Raw genomic sequence first — 22,160 nt, 5'->3', positions numbered from 1 at the left:
TAATGACACTTAATACCTTACAAGAGCTTTACGGCAATATTGATATATACCTGTTCGATCAGTTATTGAAAGGCCGGTATGACGACTGCCGTAAAGTGCTTGACGTAGGTTGTGGGGCTGGCCGCAACCTGTTCTATTTTTTAAGAAACGGATTTGATGTTTACGGTATTGACCCTAATGCCGAAGCTGTAAAAGCAGTACAAGATTTATCGGCCGCGTTGGCTCCAGACAATCCGGCTATCAATTTTGCAGTAGCCACTGCTGAAAACTTGCCTTTTGACGACGCCGCTTTTGATTTGGCCATTTGTAGCGCTGTGCTTCACTTTGCGGAAAGTCCTGAACACTTTGATGCTATGCTGCGCTCCGTTTGGCGTGTAATTAAACCGGGCGGTTACCTCTTTGCCCGTTTAGCTTCAGATATTGGCATTGAAAATCTTGTAATGGATATAGGCGAAGGCCGTTACTTACTTCCTGATGGTTCAGAGCGCTTTTTAGTGAACAAGCCCATGCTATTACGCTATACCAGCGAACTCAACGGCCAACTTCATGAACCAATTAAAACCACCAACGTGCAAAATCTCCGCTGTATGACCACCTGGTGCGTTCAGAAACTTTGATCCAGGCCTCTAATCTGCGCCTTATACTGGGTAGGCAATATGGCTTCTTTCAACAACCAGTCTATCTTAACGCTCCTGGCCACTTTGTAGGCCCACAAAACCGGCCTTAATAGCGAAGTTTTGCCTAACGGAAGCATTTCTTTGATTGGTGTTGGCACAAGCAGCATTTGTACCTGTTTGAGCAGTAAGTAACGTAAATTACCCAGGTGCTGCTTATATTTAGTATACAAATCCACGCTGTAAGTACTCTTGATCAGGTCATCCTTTAAATGTTTTTTGCGCATCGGTTTCCATGCAGTATAGGTTAGCGGCAGCCCGCTTATGCCCATCCGGCTGCCAACCTTGTAAAAGGTATCAAATATCTCCTGTTTTTCTGCAGCAGTCAGCTTTCTTTCCAACAGCTCAAACGAGCGGATGGAGTAATCAATCAGCATAAACAATACGTCGCGGTAGGCCCAGTCGGGTATTTTTGCACCGCGCACCTGCTCAACGCCCTGGTGTATGGCCGTTATTTTATCGATGGCGGCAAGGGCATCGTCATGTTTCGAAAAAAGAATTAACCGGGCGTATTCCACTGTAGAAAACAAACGCCCGAGCGGATCGGCCGGCAAACGGCCAGTAAAGTATAGCCAGTCGACCGCCTTATTTAAAGCAAACTCGGCCGATGCACCTGCAAAAATAAACAGCACCGTATCAGCCTTGCCCCATATCTTCCGCACAATGGAGTGCTCATCTACAAAGTATTTCATCAGTTAATAAACGTTAGTTGGTTTAAAATAAATATAAAGGGAATCGTCATGCTACCTCAAACAGGTGCAGGGTGGTAATCTGATTAAGCGTTTTTAAATACTTGTGATGCATCTTTTTTATATAGCCCTTAAAGGTGTTACCGCCCGCCCTGAATAATTGGTAATGAGCGGCCCAAACTACTATGGCCGTCCCGTAAAAAAACGACTGATAAAAATACTTACGCCAGGTTTTACCCCATGCAGAGCGGTTGTCATAAATAACAGCTAACCTGTCGGTTTGAAAAGTAATGTGGTAAGCCTCATCAATCAAAATATCGGTACATATCTGTTTAAGCAGTTCGCAATTAGTGGCATCTTTTAAAGCCTGATAAAATATCTGTGCCGTACTTTCAACTGTTACCACTACCAGTGTCCAGGCCTCCATGCTGGTGTTAAAGTGCCGCATCCATCGAAACAGCGAATCACCGAGATTCTTTTTAATACGCGGCTGGTGAAGCGCATCCAGGTAACGACCCAGGTTTTCACCATGCTTCTGCTCCTCTTTGATGAAAAGTTCAACAGCTTTTACATAATCGGCATCGCTGGTGCGCCAGGCATACCGGTTAGCCGCCTTAATGAGCGTATACCCGTCTGATGTTTCGCCTAGTTGCCAGGCTTGCAGCGATGGCAATATTACCTTCACCTGTTGTGGTGTTAATGCCGGGGCCAAATCCCAGTTTATCCTTTGCTTGGTTAGGTTTGTGGTAAAATGGTTAATCCAGTGAGCACTTGTCTTCATAATTATATATTTTCATTTAAAAAGTACTTTCAAAAACAAAGTAAATAGAAATACCCTTACCTTCAAAGTGTTATTCTATTTATTTTTTGTTGGGCAAGTGAAATAGTAGATGGAGAGGAAAGAAAAAACTAGTAGAATGTCGGATTTGGCACCTTAATTTGTCGTTTATGTACAGTACTTATTAGCTATAATCGAGCTATGTTTGTATAACAACTTAAAAACCCAAAAAACATGGCAACTCAAATTTTTGTGAATATTCCGGTAAAGGATCTGAACAAATCAATAGCTTTTTTTACCGAACTAGGCTATACTTTTAACCCACAGTTTACCGATGAAAAAGCTACCTGCATGATTGTCAGCGAAACGATATATGTTATGCTGCTTACCGAACCCTTCTTTAAAAGTTTTACCAAAAAAGAAATTACCGATACAGCAGTGGCTAACGAATGCATCCTTTGCCTGTCGGCTGATAGCAGGGAAGCGGTAGATGAGATTATAAAAAAAGCTGTACAAGCCGGCGCTACTGCACTCAGCTCTGTACAAGACTACGGCTTTATGTATAACCATGGCTTTACCGACCTGGACGGCCACTTTTGGGAATACACTTGGATGGATCCCAGCCACATACAAAGCTAATTAACCTAAACACGCAAAGCCTTCCATAAGCCGGAAGGCTTTTGCATTTTTAATGCTCTGGGTTATATATGCAGAAGCGACTGTGAAAAATGTGCTACTTTAGTACCACCAATCCTAAAATTATGCGCAAACCTTTTTACGTCCACTTTATAGCGTTGATACTGCTTTGTTTAGCCGGCATCAGGCCATCCAATGCGCAAAGTGCCGATCATTTCTTTCCTAAAAAAGACTTGATGACTATTGGCTCGTACTATTACCCCGAGCAGTGGCCACATGCCTACTGGCAACGCGATTTAAAGAAAATGGCCGAGCTGGGTTTTGATTTTACGCACTATGGCGAATTTGCCTGGTCGTTTATTGAGCCGGAGGAAGGTAAGTTTGATCTTGCCTGGCTGGATGAGGCTGTTGAACTGGCGCATAAAAACGGCATAAAGGTAATCATGTGTACCTCCAGCCCTACCCCACCCGCCTGGCTGGCACAAAAGCATCCCGAAATTTTAATGGTGAACGATAATGGCACCACCATGCAGCACGGCTCGCGTCAGCAAATATCATGGAGCAGCCCGGTGTACAGACAGTATGTAAGCAAAATGGTAGAAGCACTGGCCAAACATTATGCTAATGATAAACGCATTTGGGGTTGGCAATTGGACAATGAGCCGTCACACTACGGCCAATATGATTACAGCGACGCCGCACAGAAAAGCTTTCGCGGCTGGCTCAAAAACAAATACAAGGTAATTGATTCGCTAAACGCCACCTGGGGCACTGCTTTCTGGAGCCTGCGTTATGACAACTTTGAGCAAGTACGCATCCCAAACGGCAAAGAGCTAATTGCACAGCCCAACCCGCATGCCGTGCTTGATTTTAAGCGTTTTAGTAGTGATGAAGTAACCGACTTTTTGGGCTTACAATACAAAATATTACGTAAATACATTCCGGCTAACCAGTGGATCACCACTAACCTTATGCCCGAGCATGCACCGGTTGAACCTACTCGCATGACCAATCTCGACTTTGTTACTTACACTAAATACCTGGTAGCAGGGTACGATAAGGGCTTAGGTCAGCAGGGCTTCAGAATGGGATCGCCTACCAGTATTGCTTATGCCAATGATTTGTTTCGCTCAATTAACGGTACCACAGGCGTAATGGAACTACAGCCCGGGCAGGTAAACTGGGGCAAGTTCAACCCACAGCCCATACCCGGCACCGTACGTATGTGGATATGGCATGCCTTTGCCGGCAGCAACAAGTTTGTATGCAACTACCGCTTCAAGCAACCCTTAACCGGCGGCGAGCAATACCATTATGGCATTATCAGCACAGATGGGGTTACGGTAAGCACCAGTGGTGTTGAGTATACTAATGTAATAAAGGAGCTAAACAGCATCAAACCGTATTATAACCCCAACGCTAAAATCCCGGCCGATTATGCTGCACGCTTAACCGCAGTATTGTACAGCCCCGACAGCCGCTGGGAAGAAGACAACCAGCCACAAAGCTATCAGTGGGATTACATGCAGCACTTAATGCGCTATTACGGCAGCTTAAAGCAATTAAATGTGCCGGTAGATGTAATTACAGAAGACAAAGATTTTTCGAAATACCCGGTGATGGTAGCGCCATCCTACCAACTGCTGGATGCCAAACTGGTTGAACGCTGGAAGCAATATGTTGAAAAAGGAGGACATTTAGTATTAACAAGCCGTACAGGGCAAAAAAACCGCAACGGCAAGTTATGGGAGATGAAATGGGCCGAGCCTATTTACAGCCTCATAGGGGCCAAAATTCCGTTTTATGATCTGATGCCTGATAGCGTAAAGGGAACCATTTTGATGAATAACCAAACATTCAATTGGAACAACTGGGCCGATATTATAGAACCCGATGCCAATACGCAGGTATGGGCCACTTACTCCAATCAATTTTACACCGGTCGTGCAGCTGTGGTATCACATAAACAGGGTAAGGGCTCTGTTACCTATGTAGGCCCCGATACAGACGATGGCGCCCTTGAAAAAGCAGCACTGCGCCGGGTGTATAAGCAAGCGGGTATTCCAGTTAAAGATTTACCAGCGGGCGTAATACTCGAGTGGCGTGACGGTTTCTGGGTGGGTGTAAATTATTCTGACAAACTGTATACGGTTGACTTACCTGTTAAAGCTAAGGTGCTGGTTGGCGATAAAGTACTTAAACCTGCCGGGGTAATAGTGTGGCAAGAGTAATTTGCTAGGTGATAAAAGTGGCTAAGGCATTTTACTATTCTCTAATTTTGCAGTTCTTAACAACAAAAATGGGAGATCATTTATGTTCATATCTATCGCTGACGCAAGCCGTTAACAGCAGATGCAAAAGTATTCACTGCCTGGTACAGTCAAAATACTTTTGCAATACCATTAACGAGATGAGATCCTCTTTCTGTTTATTCTGAAACTGCTTTACATACACATTGGCATTTTTGACGATGGCTTCAGCTTCGTGTGGATGTGCTATATAATATTTCAGTCGATCTTCCAGGTCGGAATAGTCCGCTTTTATTTCTATATAATGTACGTTGGGCATCAGCCGACCTTCCATAAACCAGGTTTCGTAAGTAGGTTTGGGCATTACTGCTATAGAGTTGGATGACATGATCCATTTTAAATTGGTGGCTACATCGTACCCTTCCAAGCTCAAAATAAATTTATAATTGAGGTGAGCGCTGATGGACAATTTAGGCTTAATCCATTCGGCCCGGCCTCCGTTTGTGTTTACCTGGCCCAAATTGCACAAAGTATTGCCAAAATACATCTCCATAAACTTAACCCTATGTGGCTGGTTTACCGCCGAGCGGCCAATGAGCATATCCTTTTTGGCATTGAACGGCTTACCATCTTTTACAAATACAAAGTGCCGCTTTTTGTCGAGTTTTAGCAGTATGGCATTAGCATTATTACCATTAATGGGGCGGCTTTTTTGAAGAGTGGGCACTTCGGGCACATGTATCACATCACCGAAAAGAAAGCATGCTTTTAGCGTTTCTTTAAAGTAACGGGTGTACTCAAAAGTGTCAAAGCCGTACGCTTTCGGACTTTTAAAAACAGGCATATCCTTAAGCACAACCGCCTCTGCACCCAACGCCGTGTTTTCTGTTAACTTATTGTAGTAATTTACCCTATCCAGTACCTCTGCTTTGTTGTAATGCTTTATAGATTGCAGTTTGTGGTGCAAACGCTTTTGATGCAAAGCCCTGGGTAAAAGCTGCCGCAATAGGTTTAAGGCATAATAAGGCAGCTTGTTCTTTCGTAACGCTCTGCCTATACGCTCTAAAGCCATGTTTTATACCGCCAGTCTTTGCAGGTACATTTGGATGGTATTCTCCAGGCCATAATACAAGGAATCGCATATAAGAGCATGACCAATGCTTACTTCCCGCAAACCAGGAATGTGCTGGGCAAAGTATTTTAAATTTTTTAAGTCCAGGTCATGGCCTGCATTCAAACCTAAGCCAACTTTTTGAGCCATTTCGCCGGCCTGTACATACGGGGCAGCGGCCAGCTCAATGCCCTGATGGTAGTGAGAGGCATACGCTTCGGTGTACAGCTCAATACGATCTGTACCGGTTTCGGCGGCGGCTTCAACCATGTCAGTTATCGGGTCAACAAATAATGAAACGCGTATGCCTTCGTCCTTAAAGCATTTTACCATATCCTGCAGGTAGCGCTTGTGGGTAATGGTATCCCAGCCATGGTTTGAGGTAAGCTGGTTAAGCGCATCGGGCACCAGGGTAACCTGGTGAGGCTTTACCGCCAGTACCAGGTCAACAAATTTCTTTTCCTCACAGTTGCCTTCAATATTAAACTCAGTGGTTACGGTTTCTTTAAGCGCATATACATCGTCGTAACGTATATGCCGCTCATCGGGTCGCGGATGCACGGTTATACCCTGCGCTCCAAAACGTTCACAGTCTTTTGCTACCTGAATGAGATCGGGATTATTACCACCGCGCGAATTACGCAACGTGGCTACTTTGTTTACATTAACAGAAAGGCGAATCATCGGCAAAAAATTTAGTGCAAATAAAAGATGTTTATTTATAACAGCACAACATTAAATAGGATTGCTATAGATTTAAATTACTCTCGAGCCCGAGCAATCACCATGCGGTAATCATCCTGGTCTGTATAGGTTACTCCATCGCTGTTCCAGTAAGAATTCTTTGCCCTCACCGGAGAAATGTTATGTTGAGCAAACTTTGTTCTAAGTTCATTATAAGCGTGCTCGGTTTCCGGATAAAATACCAACAGATAATCCTCATCGGGCTGATGCTGGGGTAAGTTATCAGACACAGTAAACTCGAGGTGCCAGTTGTTGTTGGCTAATCCTAAAAATATGCCATCATAACCATCATGCCCATCAAACCGGCCCAGTATTTCCAAGCCAAGCACATGGTGATAAAAGTGTATGAGGGGCTGCAGGTTGGCCGTATGCCGCGCCACCCGCATTTTCATAAAGCAGGGTTGGTAACTGTAATACCCGAGCCGTTTACGTAAAATGTGTTAACCGTTACCGGTAGTTTGCCAGCGGCGGTAAGTTGCCTGGTTAATACTTTGGTAGCGGCCCTTTGCATACTCTCATCTTTTTGATAAGCAGCTACCACAATGCCTGCTTTTTCTATACCCGGCATGTTACCCAAGGTATAAGGGTTAGCAAATACGCTGATAGCACTGTTTGGAAAGGAGGCCAGTTGTATGACAGCATTTTTAACATCAGCATTAAAATCGAGCTTACTTTGCGGACGCAAACGGGTGTCATGCACACCAACAATTACTTGTGCATAACTTTTCAGTTCGCTCAATAATCTATTTACCTCGGCAGATGACGCCCCTTTATCTAGGTTAAAGATTTTGCTGTTGGTGTAAGTTTTAGCCAGTTCCTGCTGAAAAGGCGTAGCCGACGATGTACCTATGCTTACCAAAGCTGTGTTTTGTGCAAAATTGAGGCGCTGTAAAAGGCCGTTATCCTGCAACAAGGTAACTGATGCATCGCTTAACTGCTGTACCAGGTCTTTAGCGGTAGAACGGTTTAGATCGTTAGGAATGCCTTGTGTGTTAACCGGCTGGTAGTGGTGCAGCCCAACAAAGTATTTGGCGGCTAAAACTTTTTTCACCTTGGCATCCAGTTCTGCCTCGCTTATCATCTTCTTGCGAACAGCCTTTTTAATTTTTTTGATCGCCCGTAAAGAGTTTTCAGATAACTCGATAATATCGTTGCCAGCCATGAATGCCCGCAGATCTGCTTCCCCTTCAGGAAAATATTTCACCACACCTTTCATTTCCATAGCGTCAGAAACGATCAGTCCTTTAAAGCCAAGGCTGTCTTTAAGTAAAGTGGTAACTATTGGCCTTGATAATGATGACGGCAGGTTTTTAGTAGTATCCAGCGCCGGGATACTCATGTGCGCTACCATAATACCGCTAATACCGGCTTGTATGGCCTGTTTAAACGGATATTCCTCCAAAGTATCTAACCGCTGGCGGGTAAAGTTCAGCAAAGGCAAATCGTAGTGGGAATCTACATTGGTATCACCATGGCCTGGGAAGTGTTTGGCTGTGGTAAGCAAGCCGGCTTGTTGCATGCCTTGCATATAAGCTACAGCGCGTAAGGCAACCTTGTACTTATCATCGCCGAACGACCGGTAGTTAATTACAGGATTGTTTGGGTTGTTATTTACATCTACAACCGGGGCAAAGTTAAGGTGCATACCCAGGCGTTTAAAATCATAAGCTACTTGCTGCCCCATTTGGTTAATCAACGCGTTATCCTGTATGGCGCCCAAGGTCATTTGGTAGGGATAGGATATAGTTGAATCCAAACGCATGCCCAGCCCCCACTCGCCATCCATAGCTACGAGTAAAGGTATTTTAGCCAGTTTTTGATACTGATTAGTTAAGTTGGCCTGCCTTACCGGCCCTCCCTGAAAAAACACCAAACCGCCTGGCTGCTCTTTCTTAATTACTTCGGCAACCGAGTCGGCATAAGCCTGGCCTTTGTTGGTATGGGCGCGTATAAAAAACAGCTGCGCAACTTTTTGCCTGCGGTTCAGCTTACTGAATACCGAATCTACCCAATGGTTTTGGGTATTTAGTAACGATATATAATCGGTTTGCTGTGCAAAGCTGCTGCCTGAGGTAAGGCTTATAAACGCCAGCAATGCCAAACGCTTTTTCAAATTGATCATAAAAATAAGCTCAGTCAAAAATAAGTAACCTGCCCTTGATAAGCACCAAACGTACTTAATGTTTAAACATTTTAAACAAAATTATTTACCGCTCAAATAAACCAATGCGTATTAATTGAATCTATAAAGCATTCAAGTATGAATTAAAAACTAACTCATGAAAAGAAAATTATTACTGGCAGCCATGGTGCTGCTTATAGTAGGCACTGCCGATGCACAACGCCGGGGTTATCGCAAACAGCGCTCATCCGACGATTTTTATCAGCCGCGTGTGGGCTTAACCGGTGGGTTGAACATTGCCAACACGGTGAGTTCACGCAACTCCGATTTTAGTACCGATACTAAGCTGGGCGCTAACTTTGGTCTGTTTGTCGACATTCCCATTGTTTACCCACTGTCTTTTCAACCCGAGATATTGTACTCGCAAAAAGGCTACCGTGCTAATACCGCTTATGGCGATTTTGCTCAACGCGCCAACTTTATCGACGTGCCGATTTTAGCAAAACTGAAGCTTGCTCCTGCTTTTAATGTACTGGTTGGACCGCAGGTGTCATTCCTGATGAATACCCGTAATACTTATTATGACGGTTTTGATGTAATACAGCAAGAAAAATACTCTTACAACGGCGATAAAACCTTTGTAGGCGGCGTAATAGGTATTCAGCTTGATTTGAACCGCAATGTAGATTTGCGCGGCCGTTATACCATAGATTTTCAAGAGAATAATCCGAACGGATCTTCGGGCGTTCCGGATTACCGTAACCAGGTTTGGCAAATTGGCCTGGGCTTTAAGTTCTAATCCCTTATATATATTAGCCGTTACCTCGAGCCGCCTGCCTTGCAGGCGGCTTTTTTATTTAAACACTTCCAACTTAAAAGCGATGAAAATGCGTTAAAGGATTATATTTTTGCCGGGCCAGATACTTTACGTGCCGCACAGCCTTTACATTTATGCAAAACTTAGTTAACGAAGCGCCTAAAAAGCACAATTACGATTTTATTGACCATATCAGGTGTATAGCTATGATGGCCATTGTAGCGGAACATGTTTTAGGCGCCGGCGTTGCACTTACACCGGGTACTGCTAAGGTAACGGCTTACAACTTGCTTACGCAGTTAACCAAATTTGGCACCATCACCTTTTTTTTGCTGGCTGGCTTTTTAATTGGCGATAAATTTACCGATTACACGCCCTGGCAATACTTAAAACGTCGTTTTAGTAACACGTTCAGCCCGTGGCTATTTTGGTCGGTGCTGTTTATTGTGTGCTTTGCAATCAATCTGAAAGTAAAAGCCAATATGTATCATGATGACCGGTTTAACTGGCCTAATATATGGCAGGAAATACAGCAGGTTTATCTGTATACCAATTATTGGTTTATTATTAACTTTATGGTGAGCATTACCCTACTGCTTATTTTTAAAAAGCATTTATATAGTAAATGGTTTGGCATAGCGCTACTGGCATGCACCTTATTTTATTGCGTAAACGCCTATTACGCGTGGATTAACCCTGCTCATACAACCGCTATATTGGGCTACGTTTTCTTTTTATGGTTAGGTGCCCAGTTGCGCAAGTACTGGCCTCAGGTTGAGGCTGCAGTAAACGGGTTACCCTACTTTGTAGCTGTATTAGCAATAATAGTTACTTACCTGGCGGCTAATTTTGAGGTTTATGCTTTAACTTCTATCCATAGCGGACATGCCACTAACACTTTGCGCTTTAGTAACATTTTATATTCTTTAGCAGTGTTCACCTTACTGCTTAAAGTGCGAACCATAAAAGGTTTAAATTACTTACAACCCCGCCAAAGTACTTACGGCGTTTATCTGATTCATCCCATCATTCTGGTTTTTTTAACGCCCGAGATTTTAAGGCCGTTACATATTGAGGCAAATGAGATAGGGCTGGGCGCTTATATAGCGTATAAGCTTCTATTCTTTTTGGTTACGTATGGCATTACGCTAATCGTGATCAGACTTATAAACCTGACTAAAGGAAAGACATTGATTGGGAATTAGCTGGCAACTTCTCCAGCTTTTTAACCGACCGATAGGTTAACCACAGCGGTATAAAGCATATTACGCCAAATGAGCTATCAATAAAACGCCAAAAAACGGGTATGTGGCGAATGGGGCCTGCAATAAAAGCTAAAGGAAAGATCAGCACGCAGGCAATCATACCAAATTGTATCACCCAAATGTTTTTAACCGGGTCAATCAATGGGCCAACAAATAAAATTGCCAGTACCACATGTGCAAACGCAAGCCAATCGGTACCATAACTCAGGTAAGGATATTGCTGGTTTGTTTGGCGGATAGCCTCATAAATCATGTTGAGCCATTTTTGCATACCCACCGGCAAAGCGCCTGAATGATGAGTTAGCCAGGCCAGTTCACTCTCTAGCGGGAAGGCTGTTAGGCCACTAATGGCCAAGCCAATGATAATGATCCATACGTATGTTTTGATTTGGCTACGCAGTTGTTGCTGTACTAAGTTCATGATGGTAAAGATTTACTGGTGAATTTTCGGCCGCACGCTTGATAAAATCGTTTCGTTGCTGCAGCATTTTTTGCAAATAGCTATGGAGCACAAGTTTGTCTGTTATTTTGCCCAGCCAGCCTAAAGGCGATTTAAAAACAAACTCATCGGTCATCAAGGTGCCGTTATTTTGCGCCCGAAAAGCATGGTAATGCCTGAACCACTTGAAGGGCCCTTTTACCATCTGGTCTACAAAATAAACCGGATATTTCATTTCGGTTAATTGCACAGTCATGGTAAAAGGCAGGCCAAAATGCCGGGCTTTCCAGGTAACCGTATCTCCAGGTCCAATCAGTCCGCTGGTTACACCTGCTATTGCTTTCTCGCTATGCTGCTGCATAGATTGCAGATGCAGATCAATACTGCGCGACAGATCAAAGCATCCCTCAACGGGCGCTTGTATAAAGGTTTGTAACGTAATTACTGGCATGGTTACTCTACGCGTTGTTTAATCACTTTTAATATATTGTTCTGAATATCCTTCATGATCCGGCCTGCCCACTAGGAGGCGTAGAAATTAAAGGTAGTGCACAGGGAACGAGCAGCAGGAAACTTACCGTCATTATACCCATTAAAGCTGAAAGACCTTTGAACAAAAAAACGGCATACACACCAAATGCGAACAATAAGGGCACTGCTATAACCAAAAAAGCTTTTGTTGATGACTTCATTATATTATATCCCTAACTGCTGCTTCAGCGTTACCGAATTGAAACCGATATCCCGCGTCTAACAAACGTTTAGGCGCCACCCAACGACTTTTAAGGATAAGCTCCGTTTCGGTACCAATAACCACTGCACCTATGGCTAGCAGCCATGCAGGGGCCGGCAAACCGAACGGCATTCCATAGGTTTTGCGGATAATACGCATCAACTCGGCATTGCCAACAGTATTAGGTGCGGTGCAATTGATTGTGCCATCTAAATCATCATGCTCCATAAGCCAATGGGTTATGCTGGCTGCGTCGTGCTCATGCACCCAACCTACTTTTTGCTGCCCGTTACCTTGTTTGCCGCCCATACCCAGCTTTACCAGGTTAAGCAACCGCGGGAAAACACCATCGCTGCGGCCCAATACAATACCCATGCGCAGAGCCACTTTACGGGTAGCCGGGGTATGGCAGTTAAAGAAGCTTTGCTCCCACTGCTTGCATATATCTACAGAAAATCCTTCGCCTATTTCTCCTGTAGCTTCGTCTTGCGGATGATCTTCGGCATGGCGATAAATAGTAGCAGATGTGACGTTGATCCATAACCTTGGAGGCTGTGCAAGGTTTTCAATCACTTTACCCAGCAAAGTGGTAGGCACAATACGGGATAATAGAATTTCCTGCTTGTTGCGCTCATTATAGCGGCAGTTCACATTTTTGCCGCAAAGATTAATCACTACATCAGCGCCTTGTAAAGCTGTAGTCCATGCACCCTCGGTTTTGCCATCCCAAACCAACGTTGTAATGTTACCCTTTGCAGGGGCGGCCTTGCGACTTAAAATGATAACCTGCTCAGCTAATGACTGGTAATAATTAGCGAGTACAGTACCTAGGTAACCGTTGCCACCTGCCAATATTATTTTATGATACATAATGATTTAGTTGAGTTTAAAGATAAGAAACAACACCAGTAACCGGTAAACTACCCACGTGATGGTAAGCAGCCAGCCCAATTGAAGTAGCTGTGTGCGACGAATATGCTCTAAAAGCATCAATCCGGCTACGCCCATAAAGCCTGCTGTATATAACCATGCGCTGAATGCCAACCATTTGCCTATCCATAAAACAGGTAACAATAATAATGCACCTGCCAGTGATATAGTCATCATGTTACCCAGGTAGTCCCACCGTTTAGCGGGCATGTACAGGCTAACGATCAAACCTTGAAAAATGATTTGCCCACCACATATCATGTACTCACGATACACGTTACCTAACGGAACGAGACCGGTAAGCCGGTGCGTGTAAATAGTTAATATAAAGCCAACCACCAGCCAGCTAAACAGCAGGTATAGTAACCGGTAGCTTAACCTGAACGTTGGCTGTAAACCTTGCTCACCTTTATGTGGAGCCGGAATAATAACCCGGCGGTTGTAAGAGATAAAGGCGTATACTTTACGCATTAACCAAACAAACGGCCCGAATGCAAATAATGGCATAAATACCGGAAAGGCATGACCTAATACCTTGAACACACTATCGACCCCATAAGTTACCTCGCCGGTTTGCGTGTTTACAAGGGCTATCTCATTTACGGCTCGCTGACGGTCAACTACCGGGCAGGCAACCTCGGGCATTTGCTGGTAGCTGGCACGGCCGTCGGCATTCAGCATACCGGTTTGTGTAAAGGCCCGGGTATACGCTTTACACATAGGGCATTCGGCATCGTAAAGAATGATGTGGTTTTGCAGTGTTTTCATGATCGCTTAGTTAATTCAGGCGTATAACAAGATTAAGCCCAAGGATACCTTACAACTTTACATAACTTAATTTAGCCGGCTTGTTAAGTTGCGCCTTGTTGCGCAGTTTAAAAAATACGATAAGATTAAGAAAGTGCATGGCACCCAAAATAAGAATGATACAGCCTAGTTTGCGGCTCAGCACCTCTATTAAAACCCGTGCATCGGTTATAGAACCGCCCTCTCTGAGCGCCAAACTTATATAACCTATGTTTACCAGGTAAAAGCCTACCAGCAAAAGCTTGTTCACAGAATCGGCCAGGGGGGTGTTGCCGTGAAAAATATCGACTAAAAATATGCGGCCGTTTTTAAACAGCACCTTGGCTACCCATACGGTGAGGGCTATACTAACCAGTAAATAAATGGCATAAGTTAAAATGAAGTAGTTCATGATCTAATTGTTTTAAGTTAAGATAATATATATTGTATTTTCAGTAATTTATGAAATATTGAGTCAAAAAAATAAGACCTATTTAAAGATCTTAAAAATTGATCCCCAAAACCAGTTCTCCTCGGCCTTGAGCATGGTTTCCAACGTCTTGTTCACGTTGCCGGCCAGCTTGCTAATATCGCCAACAGATTTTTTGAAGGTCTTATATTCCGGATCCTTTTCATCGCCTTTTACAGTGGATAATTCATTCAATATTTTAAGTACCGGATCAAGCTCCCGCTTTTTACGCTCCTGAGCTACCTGCCTGGCTATTGCCCAAGTGTCTTTCTCGGCAAAAAAGTACTCCTTTCGCTCACCCGCTTTATGCTGCTTTTCTATAAGTCCCCATCCTATCAGGTCGCGAAGGGTCATGTTGGCGTTACCACGTGATATGCTTAGCGCCTCCATAATTTCTTCAGTGGTCATAGCCTCGGGCGACATCAGCAGCAGCGCGTGTACCTGTGCCATGGTGCGGTTAATCCCCCACTCTGATCCTAACTTGCCCCAGGCCTCAATAAACTTCCGCTTCGCTTCCGCTAATTCCATAGTCAAATGTAGAACTTCTTATTAAACTTTCAAAACTTATTGAAACTTTTTTTTCAGTGCACTTATTAATTAAAACTCATCACCTTTCCGCTTATCCAATTTCTCGAAAGGAATAACGCCGATACGACTAGCCCACTGCTCATAAAGTGCTTCCAGCGCTTTCATTTTCTGAGGATATTTTGCGGCAAGATTATTTGTCTCAGAGCGATCTTGCGCTATGTTATATAATTGCCACTGGTTGGCTGGGTATTCCGACACCAGTTTCCAGTTGCCCTGCCTAACGGCCCGGTTACCCTCGTGCTCAAAAAACAGTGCGTTATGCCCTTTCCAGATTTGCCCCTTTATAAGCGGCAACAGGCTTATGCCTTCGGTTGGTTTAATTGCATTGTTGTTATAGGTTTTAGGATATTTCGCTCCTGCCAAATCCAAACAGGTAGCCATTAAATCAACAATGTGCCCGGGCTGTTCGCTTTTTTTGTGCGCTTTAATAACCGCAGGATAACTTACAATAAAAGGCGTAGCTATACCGCCCTCATAAACCCAGTGCTTAAATAATGTTAGTGGGGTATTACTAACGTTAGCACCGGTAAAGCCATAGGCTGTAAATGATGATGGATCACTTGCCGGCTTTTGACTGGCGGCAATCATTTCGGGTGTAAAGCCATTACCGCGAATACTTTCGCTACTGGCGCCGTTATCAGACATGAACATGATGATTGTATTCTGATCCTGCCCTGTTTCTTTCAATGCCTGGCGTATGCGGCCAATGTTCTGGTCCATACGATCAACCATGGCCGAGTAAACAGCCATCTTTTCATCCCAGGCCTGCTTCTCTTGTTCGCTCAGGCTACTCCAGTCGGGTACATTCTTATCGCGTGGCGATAGCTGCGTTGAGCTATTGATAACGCCCAACTGTTTCATGCGGTTAAAGCGTTGCTCGCGCACTTTGTCCCAGCCAGCCATAAACTTGCCTTTGTACTTTGCTATGTCTTCGGGCAATGCATTAAGCGGCCAGTGCGGGGCGGTAAAAGCCATGTATAAAAAGAAAGGCTTACCGCTACTTTTATTATCCCTTATGTATTTTACCGCATAGCTGGCATAACCGTCGGTAGCGTAAAAACCTTTTTCGGGCGTATACGGCTGATCATCTAACGCCACAGTAAGGTGCTGGTTGGGCCGGTATGGGTTAGTGGGATTAAAGTAACTTCCGGCTCCATCTATAAGCCCGAAGTAATGGTCGAAGCCGCGTTTTACAGGCCAGTTCTGTGGCGCTGTACCAACATGCCATTTACCAGCCATATAGGTATTATACCCACTGCCTTTCAGCGCTTCGGCAATGGTTACACAGTTGTTGTTAAGATAACCTTGATAGGCTGGTTCCTTACGTGTATTTACCATATCGCCCACGCCGGCCTGGTGCTGATAAAGCCCCGTAAGCAAAGAGGCGCGCGAGGGGCAGCAGCGCGAAGCGTTATAAAACTGGGTCATCACTAACCCGGTTTTGGCCATATTATCAAGGTTGGGCGTTTGTGTGGTAGCTCCAAAGCAGCCAATGTCCGAATAGCCCATATCATCGGCCAGTATAATAATGATGTTTGGTTTCTTAACCGGTTTTCCGGGTTTGTGTTGGGCTCTAACTGATGGCATACCTGAAAACAGCAAGCCAGCCAGGATTAGTAAAGATTTAAATTGCATAAAACTCGTTTATGATTGGTTGATGGTAAATATAAATACTTGGTGTACTTATTTAGCCAGCAAACCAGTTAAGAGCAGGACAGTTGAAAGCTTAGCACCTGCGCACGTAATTGCATTTACGCAGAAAAATGGAGAGTAAAGCATTAGCCGCTGCTGATATACACAAAGTAAGGCCAGCGGCTAATGCTTTTAATAAAAGTAAACGAAAAGATATTTAGCCACTAAAGCTATTGTTGCTGGAAAGATGGATGCAACGTAATTTGTGCGGCAATACCCAATATTTCATCTCCGGAGAAAGCGCCGCCGCCTTCAAAATCAAAATCGCGGTCGCTGCGTACAGTTATGGTTCCTAATAAGCCATCATCTGGTATATCTACCGAGCGGGCCTGTTCGTGGTCAATCCAATCCTGTGCCCTGTCGGCAGCAAAAATTTTATACGTATTGGTAGTTCCTTGCGGTTCAATTTTAAGCAGGCGCTGGCTTGGGCCAACTGGTATTTCAAAAGTTTCCATAGCAATAAATTGGTACTTACACAGAGACGCATCAGCCCGCAAAATGTTTGCCCTTGGTTACGGCATTGCAGGCATGCCCATTGCTTCCCACTCCTCTTGCGAGGGGCCGTATAAGCCTGGTACAGGCAAGCCTACCATGCGCATAATAATCGTCATTTGGCTACGATGATGCGCCTCATGCTGTACCAGTACGGATAGTACGGTACTTTTAGTCCAGGTTTGGCCGTACATATTCACTTCATCCTGTAAGTCAGCATCTGTCAACCGGCTGCTCACGTTTTCGGCTAATTGCGCATTGTACTTTTGATGAGCGGCGGCAATTTGGGCAAAGGTGGCAGGTATGGACTGGTGTTCGAGCAAGTCGTCATCAAACAACCCGGCCTTACTGCCCATCTCCGTTATGGTTTCGGTAATATGCCAGGCCAAAAACTCGAGCGTACGAATTTTAGGGTGAATCTTAATGGCCTTGGCATCTTCGGTAATGTAAGAAAACAGCTTGGCGGTGTTAGCTGCTTCGTTTTGCCAGTCGGTTAAAAAATCGCTGATGGTATGATACATGATGAGGTTAATTTTGAGATGTTAAAAGTGAACATTTTATAGTAATAGACATACTAATTTTTTTAGAATAAATAAACCATTATAAATCAGTTTTCTAAAATCCATTCTGAAAATAAATTAATCAAACCTTAATTACTTTGGCCAAAAACCGGTTACTTTGTAATTGCAAATGGCTTTATACATTACTTCACTTAACTCAGGGAGCAACGGCAACTGTTACTATGTGGGCAATCAGCATGAGGCTGTGCTGATTGACGTAGGCATATCATGCCGCGAAACCGAAAAACGCATGCAACGCCTGGGCCTTTCTATGCAAAAAGTGAAAGCTATATTCATTTCGCATGAGCACTCAGACCATATTCGCGGCGTTGCTGTGCTTTCTAAAAAATACCAGTTGCCGGTATATATTACCCATGCCACCATGCAATATGGCCGCTTATTTTTAGAGCAGCATTTGGTACGCACTTTTAGAGGCTACGAGCCTGTAAAGGCAGGCAACCTTACCATATCGGCATTCCCTAAATTCCATGATGCTGCCGAGCCGCATAGTTTCGTTGTGTCTTACAATGATATTAATGTAGGCGTGTTTACCGATATAGGTGCACCCTGCCAGCATCTTATCACACATTTTAAGCAATGCCATGCTGCCTTTTTAGAAACTAATTACGACGAGCAAATGCTGGCACAGGGTAATTACCCTTATCATTTAAAAAGGCGTATAACCGGTGGGCGCGGTCACTTATCCAACCGGCAGGCGCTGGACTTGTTCATCAATCATAAACCCGACTTTATGAGCCATGTGTTGTTGTCGCATTTATCTAAAGATAATAACTGCCCTAAACTGGCACGTAACCTTTTTGTTGAACATGCAGGTGTTACGCAGGTACATGTGGCCAGCCGCTATGAGGAATCGCCGGTTTTTATGATCACCAATAACAATTATGCTGCTATAGCAGTGCAAAACTATCAGCCGTTATCACCCCGGGCCATGCAGTATTCTTTATTTTAAAATTCTTTAAGCCCCCAAAATATATTATCCGTATCTATGTGGACATGCTTTTTATCTCTGATAAAGTGAGAATGCAGACATGCCCTGTTAAACTATTAGATGGAATCCCTACAGAATGATATTGCTGCACTTCGTGCGTTAATAGAGGAATCGCCCACCCCTATAGGGCTTTACACCGGCCCCGAGATGCGCATACATTTTGCTAACAAGGCTATGATTGTTGGCACATGGGGTAAGGAGGCTTCGGTTATAGGTAAGACATTGCATGAAGCCCTACCCGAACTGGATGGCCAGCCCTTTCATCAGCTCCTGCAAGACGTTTACAGCAGCGGTACTACTTATGAAGCTAAGGAAGATTTAGTTAAGCTTGTTGTAGATGGCGTTTTGCAAGATTATTTTTACAATTTTACTTACAAGCCTTTATTTGATAAAGACGGCATTGTTTGGGCAATATTAAATACAGCTACCAATGTAACGGACCTGGTACTGGCCCGTAAGCGTGCTGATGAAGCCGAGCAGCAACTGGCTTTCTCACTTACAGCTGCCGGTATCGGAACCTGGGATTTAGATCTTCAACATCAGTTAGTAACTTGGGACGACCGGGTTAAACAGCTTTTCGGGTTTTCGAAAGATGATGTGGTTGCTTATGACGAGGTTTTAAATTGCATGCATCCTGATGACCAGCTCATGGTTGACGGGGCAGTGAACTGGGCACTCAACCCGCAGTCGGGCGGTCAGTATAACATAAAGTTCAGAACCATTGGCGTGGAGGATGGACAGCTGCGCTGGCTGCATTGCAGAGGCAAGGCTTATTTTAACGAAGAAGGAAAAGCTATTCGTTTTTCAGGTATTGCCCAAGATATTAGCAGTCAGGTAATAGCTGATGAAAAAGCTCATACTGCCGAGCAACTGGCTCAGCTCGCCTTAGAAAATATTGACGCGGGCAGCTTTTTAATTCACCTGCCTACTAATAATATTACCTACACACCCTTATTCGCCAAAACTTTAACCGGAAACGACACTACAGGCATTACACGCAATGCCTTTATAGATTACGTACATCCCGATGACCGGCAACTACGCCAGGCAGCTTATGATGAAGCGATGAAAACCGGCAAGTTACTTTACGAGGCACGCTTTGTATGGAACGATGGCTCGGTACATTGGGCAAAGGTGCTGGGCAGATATTCCTTTGAAAACGGTAAGCCTGTGCATTTTGCAGGTATTGTACAGGATATAACTGCTGAAGCCGAAGCCAGACAGGAGCAACAAAAACTTTTATGGCTTATTGAAAACAGCAACGATTTTATTAGCCTGAGCGACTGGAGCGGCAAATTAACTTACCTTAACCATGCAGGCGTACGGATGATGGACTTTGACAGCTTGGAAGGAGCGAAACGTCATCTTGCAGAATATGTAATGCCGGCTGAGGTTGAAAGGATTGATCAGGTCATTAACCCTACTTTGTTAAAAGAGGGGCGATGGGAAGGGCAGGTAATGTACCGCAACTTTAAAACCGGCGAACCTATTCCCGGCTTTGCAACAACCTTGCTTTTAAGAGACACAGCAACGGGCGAACCTGTTGGCAACGCGTCGGTAGTGCGCGATTTAAGGCCTGAGATTGAAGCTCGCAAGGCGCTTATTGATAGTGAAGAAGTATTTAGGGCTATAACCACTGCTTCGCCTGCCGCTTTGTGGATGTGTAACGATGAAGGCGGCATTACTTACGTTAATAAAGTGTGGATCAATTGGACGGGAAGAGAACTGAGTGCACATCTTGGTGCCGGCTGGCTCAATTCTATTGCAACTGAAGACCTTGAATTTGCATCCAATAAATTTAAGGGGGATTTTCAGGCACAGCGATTTCACGAATGTCAATTCAGGCTTAAACACGTAGATGGTACTACCCGCTGGGTGGTATGTACGGGCAACCCGCAGTATAGTGCCGAAGGCTTTTTTAAAGGTTATATAGGCGCTTGCGTGGATATTACCGAGCAAAAGCAATTACAGCAGCAAAAAGACGAGTTTATAGGCATAGCCAGCCACGAGCTTAAAACACCGGTAACCAGCATAAAGGCTTATACGCAAGTATTGCAAGCTGTTTTTCAGCGCGAGGGCGATGAAAAGAAGGCAAACATGCTCAACAAAATGAATGCCCAGGTTGACCGCTTAACCAGCCTCATTGGCGACTTGCTGGATGTCACTAAAATACAATCGGGCCGCCTGCAGTTTAATGACGACTATTTTGATTTCGGTGCACTAGCCGGTGAGTTGATTGAAGACTTACAACGTACTACAACAAAACACCAAATAATTACCGAACTGCAACCCGGAATTACAGTTTACGCTGACCGAGACCGTATAGGGCAGGTAATTACTAACTTAATAACCAACGCCATTAAGTACTCGCCACTTGCAGATAAAATCATTATCAAAACAACCGTTGAAGGTGATGAATTGAATTTATGCGTGCAAGATTTTGGTATTGGCATAAGTGCCGATAAAAAGGACAGAGTATTTGAGCAATTTTATCGTGTAAGCGGCGATAAGCAACACACTTTTCCGGGGCTGGGCCTTGGGCTGTATATATCGTCAGAAATTATACAGCGCGAGGGAGGACGAATTTGGGTTAACTCTGTTGTAGGTGAAGGGTCCACCTTTTGCATTTCACTACCATTACACCGCTAGGACTGATATAGTCCCAAACGTATATCACAAAAGCCTTCTACTACTTATTTTACAAGTTGCAACAATTATTTTTAAATAATTTTTTAACTGATTTTACAATTATTTAAGTTTGTAGTTACCTAATGATAACATGGCAAAGCGAATACTGATTGCAGACGACGATCCGGGAATTGTAGATGCGGTAGAAATGATTCTTGAATTTTACGGGTACGAGGTGTCTTCTACCTATAACGGTATCGATGTTTTGGCTATTCAGGATGATTATCCGGATGTTTTAGTATTGGATATATGGATGTCGGGCTGTGATGGTCGCGATATTTGTAAGGAGTTAAAATCTAAAGCAGACACCCGCCATATCCCGGTGCTTATGGTGTCGGCCAGTAAAGACATTAAGGAATCGGCTTTGGAAGCTGGAGCCAACGACTTTTTAGCTAAACCTTTTGATATGGAGGAGCTAGTGAGTAAGATAGAAATGCTTTCTAACCAGCCTTCGTTTGTATAAAAGGCTATTATAACTGCCTTACATCCCTATTAATAAGGCAATGCGTAAAGTACTAGCTTACAATTTTAAAATTTGTGCGCATACCTCTTAATTTTAAACTAAGCTTCCTAATATTAATAATTTTAGTAGTTTTGTTTTAATTAAAAAATCTGACTCATTTTAGCACTTCCCGTACTCCAGCGTAGCGTAACACTATGCTTATGCACAACCTCTCAGCCTTTTTAAT

The 22,160-nt window shown here is 44.0% G+C and carries 23 protein-coding genes; 8 read left to right on the top strand and 15 right to left on the bottom strand.

What is annotated here, in order from left to right:
• The first annotated feature begins 2 nt into the window (after nt 1–2).
• Complete coding sequence (locus tag ABDD94_RS06765; protein WP_345955198.1) at nt 3–617, top strand: class I SAM-dependent methyltransferase; 615 nt, start codon at nt 3–5, stop codon at nt 615–617.
• On the opposite strand, the gene ABDD94_RS06760 is transcribed toward ABDD94_RS06765, so the two are convergent.
• Nucleotides 605–1,366, bottom strand: coding sequence for an oxygenase MpaB family protein (locus tag ABDD94_RS06760; protein ID WP_345955197.1), 762 nt, complete (start codon nt 1,364–1,366; stop codon nt 605–607). The two genes, ABDD94_RS06765 and ABDD94_RS06760, sit on opposite strands and share 13 nt — an antisense overlap.
• A 46-nt stretch (nt 1,367–1,412) precedes the next feature.
• On the bottom strand, nt 1,413–2,144 hold the full coding sequence (locus tag ABDD94_RS06755; RefSeq protein WP_345955196.1) for a ferritin-like domain-containing protein: 732 nt from the start codon (nt 2,142–2,144) through the stop codon (nt 1,413–1,415).
• Between the two features lie 231 nt (nt 2,145–2,375).
• Between ABDD94_RS06755 and ABDD94_RS06750 the strand changes: the two genes are divergently transcribed.
• Both ABDD94_RS06750 and ABDD94_RS06745 read left to right on the top strand, forming a co-directional pair.
• Nucleotides 2,376–2,780 carry a VOC family protein gene (locus tag ABDD94_RS06750; RefSeq protein WP_345948293.1) on the top strand — a complete coding sequence of 135 codons (405 nt, stop codon included), beginning with the start codon at nt 2,376–2,378 and terminating at the stop codon, nt 2,778–2,780.
• A gap of 122 nt (nt 2,781–2,902) precedes the next feature.
• Entirely contained in the window at nt 2,903–5,008 is a 2,106-nt protein-coding gene (locus tag ABDD94_RS06745; RefSeq protein ID WP_345955195.1) for a beta-galactosidase, read from the top strand.
• Between the two features lie 133 nt (nt 5,009–5,141).
• Here the strand turns inward: ABDD94_RS06745 and ABDD94_RS06740 are convergent, their stop codons facing one another.
• The 4 genes from ABDD94_RS06740 to ABDD94_RS06725 all read right to left on the bottom strand — a co-directional run bounded on the left by ABDD94_RS06740 (nt 5,142) and on the right by ABDD94_RS06725 (nt 9,003).
• Nucleotides 5,142–6,098 carry a glycosyl transferase family 90 gene (locus tag ABDD94_RS06740; RefSeq protein WP_345955194.1) on the bottom strand — a complete coding sequence of 319 codons (957 nt, stop codon included), beginning with the start codon at nt 6,096–6,098 and terminating at the stop codon, nt 5,142–5,144.
• A gap of 3 nt (nt 6,099–6,101) precedes the next feature.
• On the bottom strand, nt 6,102–6,821 hold the full coding sequence (locus tag ABDD94_RS06735) for a pyridoxine 5'-phosphate synthase (RefSeq protein ID WP_345955193.1): 720 nt from the start codon (nt 6,819–6,821) through the stop codon (nt 6,102–6,104).
• A gap of 77 nt (nt 6,822–6,898) precedes the next feature.
• Nucleotides 6,899–7,273: a VOC family protein gene (locus ABDD94_RS06730; RefSeq protein ID WP_345955192.1), complete on the bottom strand. Its 375-nt coding sequence runs from the start codon at nt 7,271–7,273 to the stop codon at nt 6,899–6,901.
• A complete protein-coding gene (locus tag ABDD94_RS06725; RefSeq protein ID WP_345955191.1) occupies nt 7,270–9,003 on the bottom strand; it encodes a glycoside hydrolase family 3 N-terminal domain-containing protein in 1,734 nt (577 codons plus the stop codon). Before ABDD94_RS06725 ends, ABDD94_RS06730 begins: the two co-directional genes overlap by 4 nt.
• Nucleotides 9,004–9,160: 157 nt before the next feature.
• Here ABDD94_RS06725 and ABDD94_RS06720 point away from each other — a divergent pair, with 157 nt between their 5' ends.
• Both ABDD94_RS06720 and ABDD94_RS06715 read left to right on the top strand, forming a co-directional pair.
• Complete coding sequence (locus tag ABDD94_RS06720; protein ID WP_345955190.1) at nt 9,161–9,802, top strand: porin family protein; 642 nt, start codon at nt 9,161–9,163, stop codon at nt 9,800–9,802.
• A 152-nt stretch (nt 9,803–9,954) separates the two neighbouring features.
• The gene (locus tag ABDD94_RS06715) at nt 9,955–11,025 is read left to right on the top strand and encodes an acyltransferase (protein ID WP_345955189.1); all 1,071 of its coding nucleotides are present in this window, start codon (nt 9,955–9,957) and stop codon (nt 11,023–11,025) included.
• Here ABDD94_RS06715 and ABDD94_RS06710 read toward each other — a convergent pair.
• The 9 genes from ABDD94_RS06710 to ABDD94_RS06670 all read right to left on the bottom strand — a co-directional run bounded on the left by ABDD94_RS06710 (nt 10,997) and on the right by ABDD94_RS06670 (nt 17,735).
• Complete coding sequence (locus ABDD94_RS06710; RefSeq protein WP_345955188.1) at nt 10,997–11,506, bottom strand: hypothetical protein; 510 nt, start codon at nt 11,504–11,506, stop codon at nt 10,997–10,999. The genes ABDD94_RS06715 and ABDD94_RS06710 overlap by 29 nt on opposite strands.
• A complete protein-coding gene (locus ABDD94_RS06705; RefSeq protein WP_345955187.1) occupies nt 11,478–11,975 on the bottom strand; it encodes an SRPBCC family protein in 498 nt (165 codons plus the stop codon). The genes ABDD94_RS06710 and ABDD94_RS06705 overlap by 29 nt, the downstream gene beginning before the upstream one ends.
• 240 nt (nt 11,976–12,215) lie before the next feature.
• Nucleotides 12,216–13,127 carry a TIGR01777 family oxidoreductase gene (locus ABDD94_RS06700; protein WP_345955186.1) on the bottom strand — a complete coding sequence of 304 codons (912 nt, stop codon included), beginning with the start codon at nt 13,125–13,127 and terminating at the stop codon, nt 12,216–12,218.
• Between the two features lie 6 nt (nt 13,128–13,133).
• Nucleotides 13,134–13,955 carry a DCC1-like thiol-disulfide oxidoreductase family protein gene (locus ABDD94_RS06695; RefSeq protein WP_345955185.1) on the bottom strand — a complete coding sequence of 274 codons (822 nt, stop codon included), beginning with the start codon at nt 13,953–13,955 and terminating at the stop codon, nt 13,134–13,136.
• Nucleotides 13,956–14,004: 49 nt separating this feature from the next.
• Nucleotides 14,005–14,385: a hypothetical protein gene (locus ABDD94_RS06690; protein ID WP_345955184.1), complete on the bottom strand. Its 381-nt coding sequence runs from the start codon at nt 14,383–14,385 to the stop codon at nt 14,005–14,007.
• Between the two features lie 78 nt (nt 14,386–14,463).
• Entirely contained in the window at nt 14,464–14,970 is a 507-nt protein-coding gene (locus tag ABDD94_RS06685; RefSeq protein ID WP_345948306.1) for a MarR family transcriptional regulator, read from the bottom strand.
• Nucleotides 14,971–15,039: 69 nt separating this feature from the next.
• Entirely contained in the window at nt 15,040–16,665 is a 1,626-nt protein-coding gene (locus ABDD94_RS06680) for an arylsulfatase (RefSeq protein ID WP_345955183.1), read from the bottom strand.
• Nucleotides 16,666–16,892: 227 nt separating this feature from the next.
• Nucleotides 16,893–17,177 (bottom strand): hypothetical protein, encoded by a 285-nt coding sequence (locus ABDD94_RS06675; protein WP_345955182.1) that lies wholly within the window; start codon nt 17,175–17,177, stop codon nt 16,893–16,895.
• Between the two features lie 57 nt (nt 17,178–17,234).
• Nucleotides 17,235–17,735: a DinB family protein gene (locus ABDD94_RS06670; RefSeq protein ID WP_345948309.1), complete on the bottom strand. Its 501-nt coding sequence runs from the start codon at nt 17,733–17,735 to the stop codon at nt 17,235–17,237.
• A 169-nt stretch (nt 17,736–17,904) separates the two neighbouring features.
• Between ABDD94_RS06670 and ABDD94_RS06665 the strand changes: the two genes are divergently transcribed.
• The 3 genes from ABDD94_RS06665 (at nt 17,905) to ABDD94_RS06655 (ending at nt 21,934) form a co-directional block, all read left to right on the top strand.
• Nucleotides 17,905–18,744: an MBL fold metallo-hydrolase gene (locus ABDD94_RS06665; RefSeq protein WP_345955181.1), complete on the top strand. Its 840-nt coding sequence runs from the start codon at nt 17,905–17,907 to the stop codon at nt 18,742–18,744.
• 99 nt (nt 18,745–18,843) lie between these two features.
• Nucleotides 18,844–21,432: a PAS domain S-box protein gene (locus ABDD94_RS06660; protein WP_345955180.1), complete on the top strand. Its 2,589-nt coding sequence runs from the start codon at nt 18,844–18,846 to the stop codon at nt 21,430–21,432.
• Nucleotides 21,433–21,562: 130 nt separating this feature from the next.
• Nucleotides 21,563–21,934: a response regulator transcription factor gene (locus ABDD94_RS06655; RefSeq protein WP_345955179.1), complete on the top strand. Its 372-nt coding sequence runs from the start codon at nt 21,563–21,565 to the stop codon at nt 21,932–21,934.
• Nucleotides 21,935–22,160 lie beyond the last annotated feature (226 nt).

This window comes from Mucilaginibacter sp. PAMB04168, from assembly GCF_039634365.2.
Lineage (GTDB): Bacteria > Bacteroidota > Bacteroidia > Sphingobacteriales > Sphingobacteriaceae > Mucilaginibacter.
This window is presented reverse-complemented; position numbering and strand designations above follow the sequence as displayed.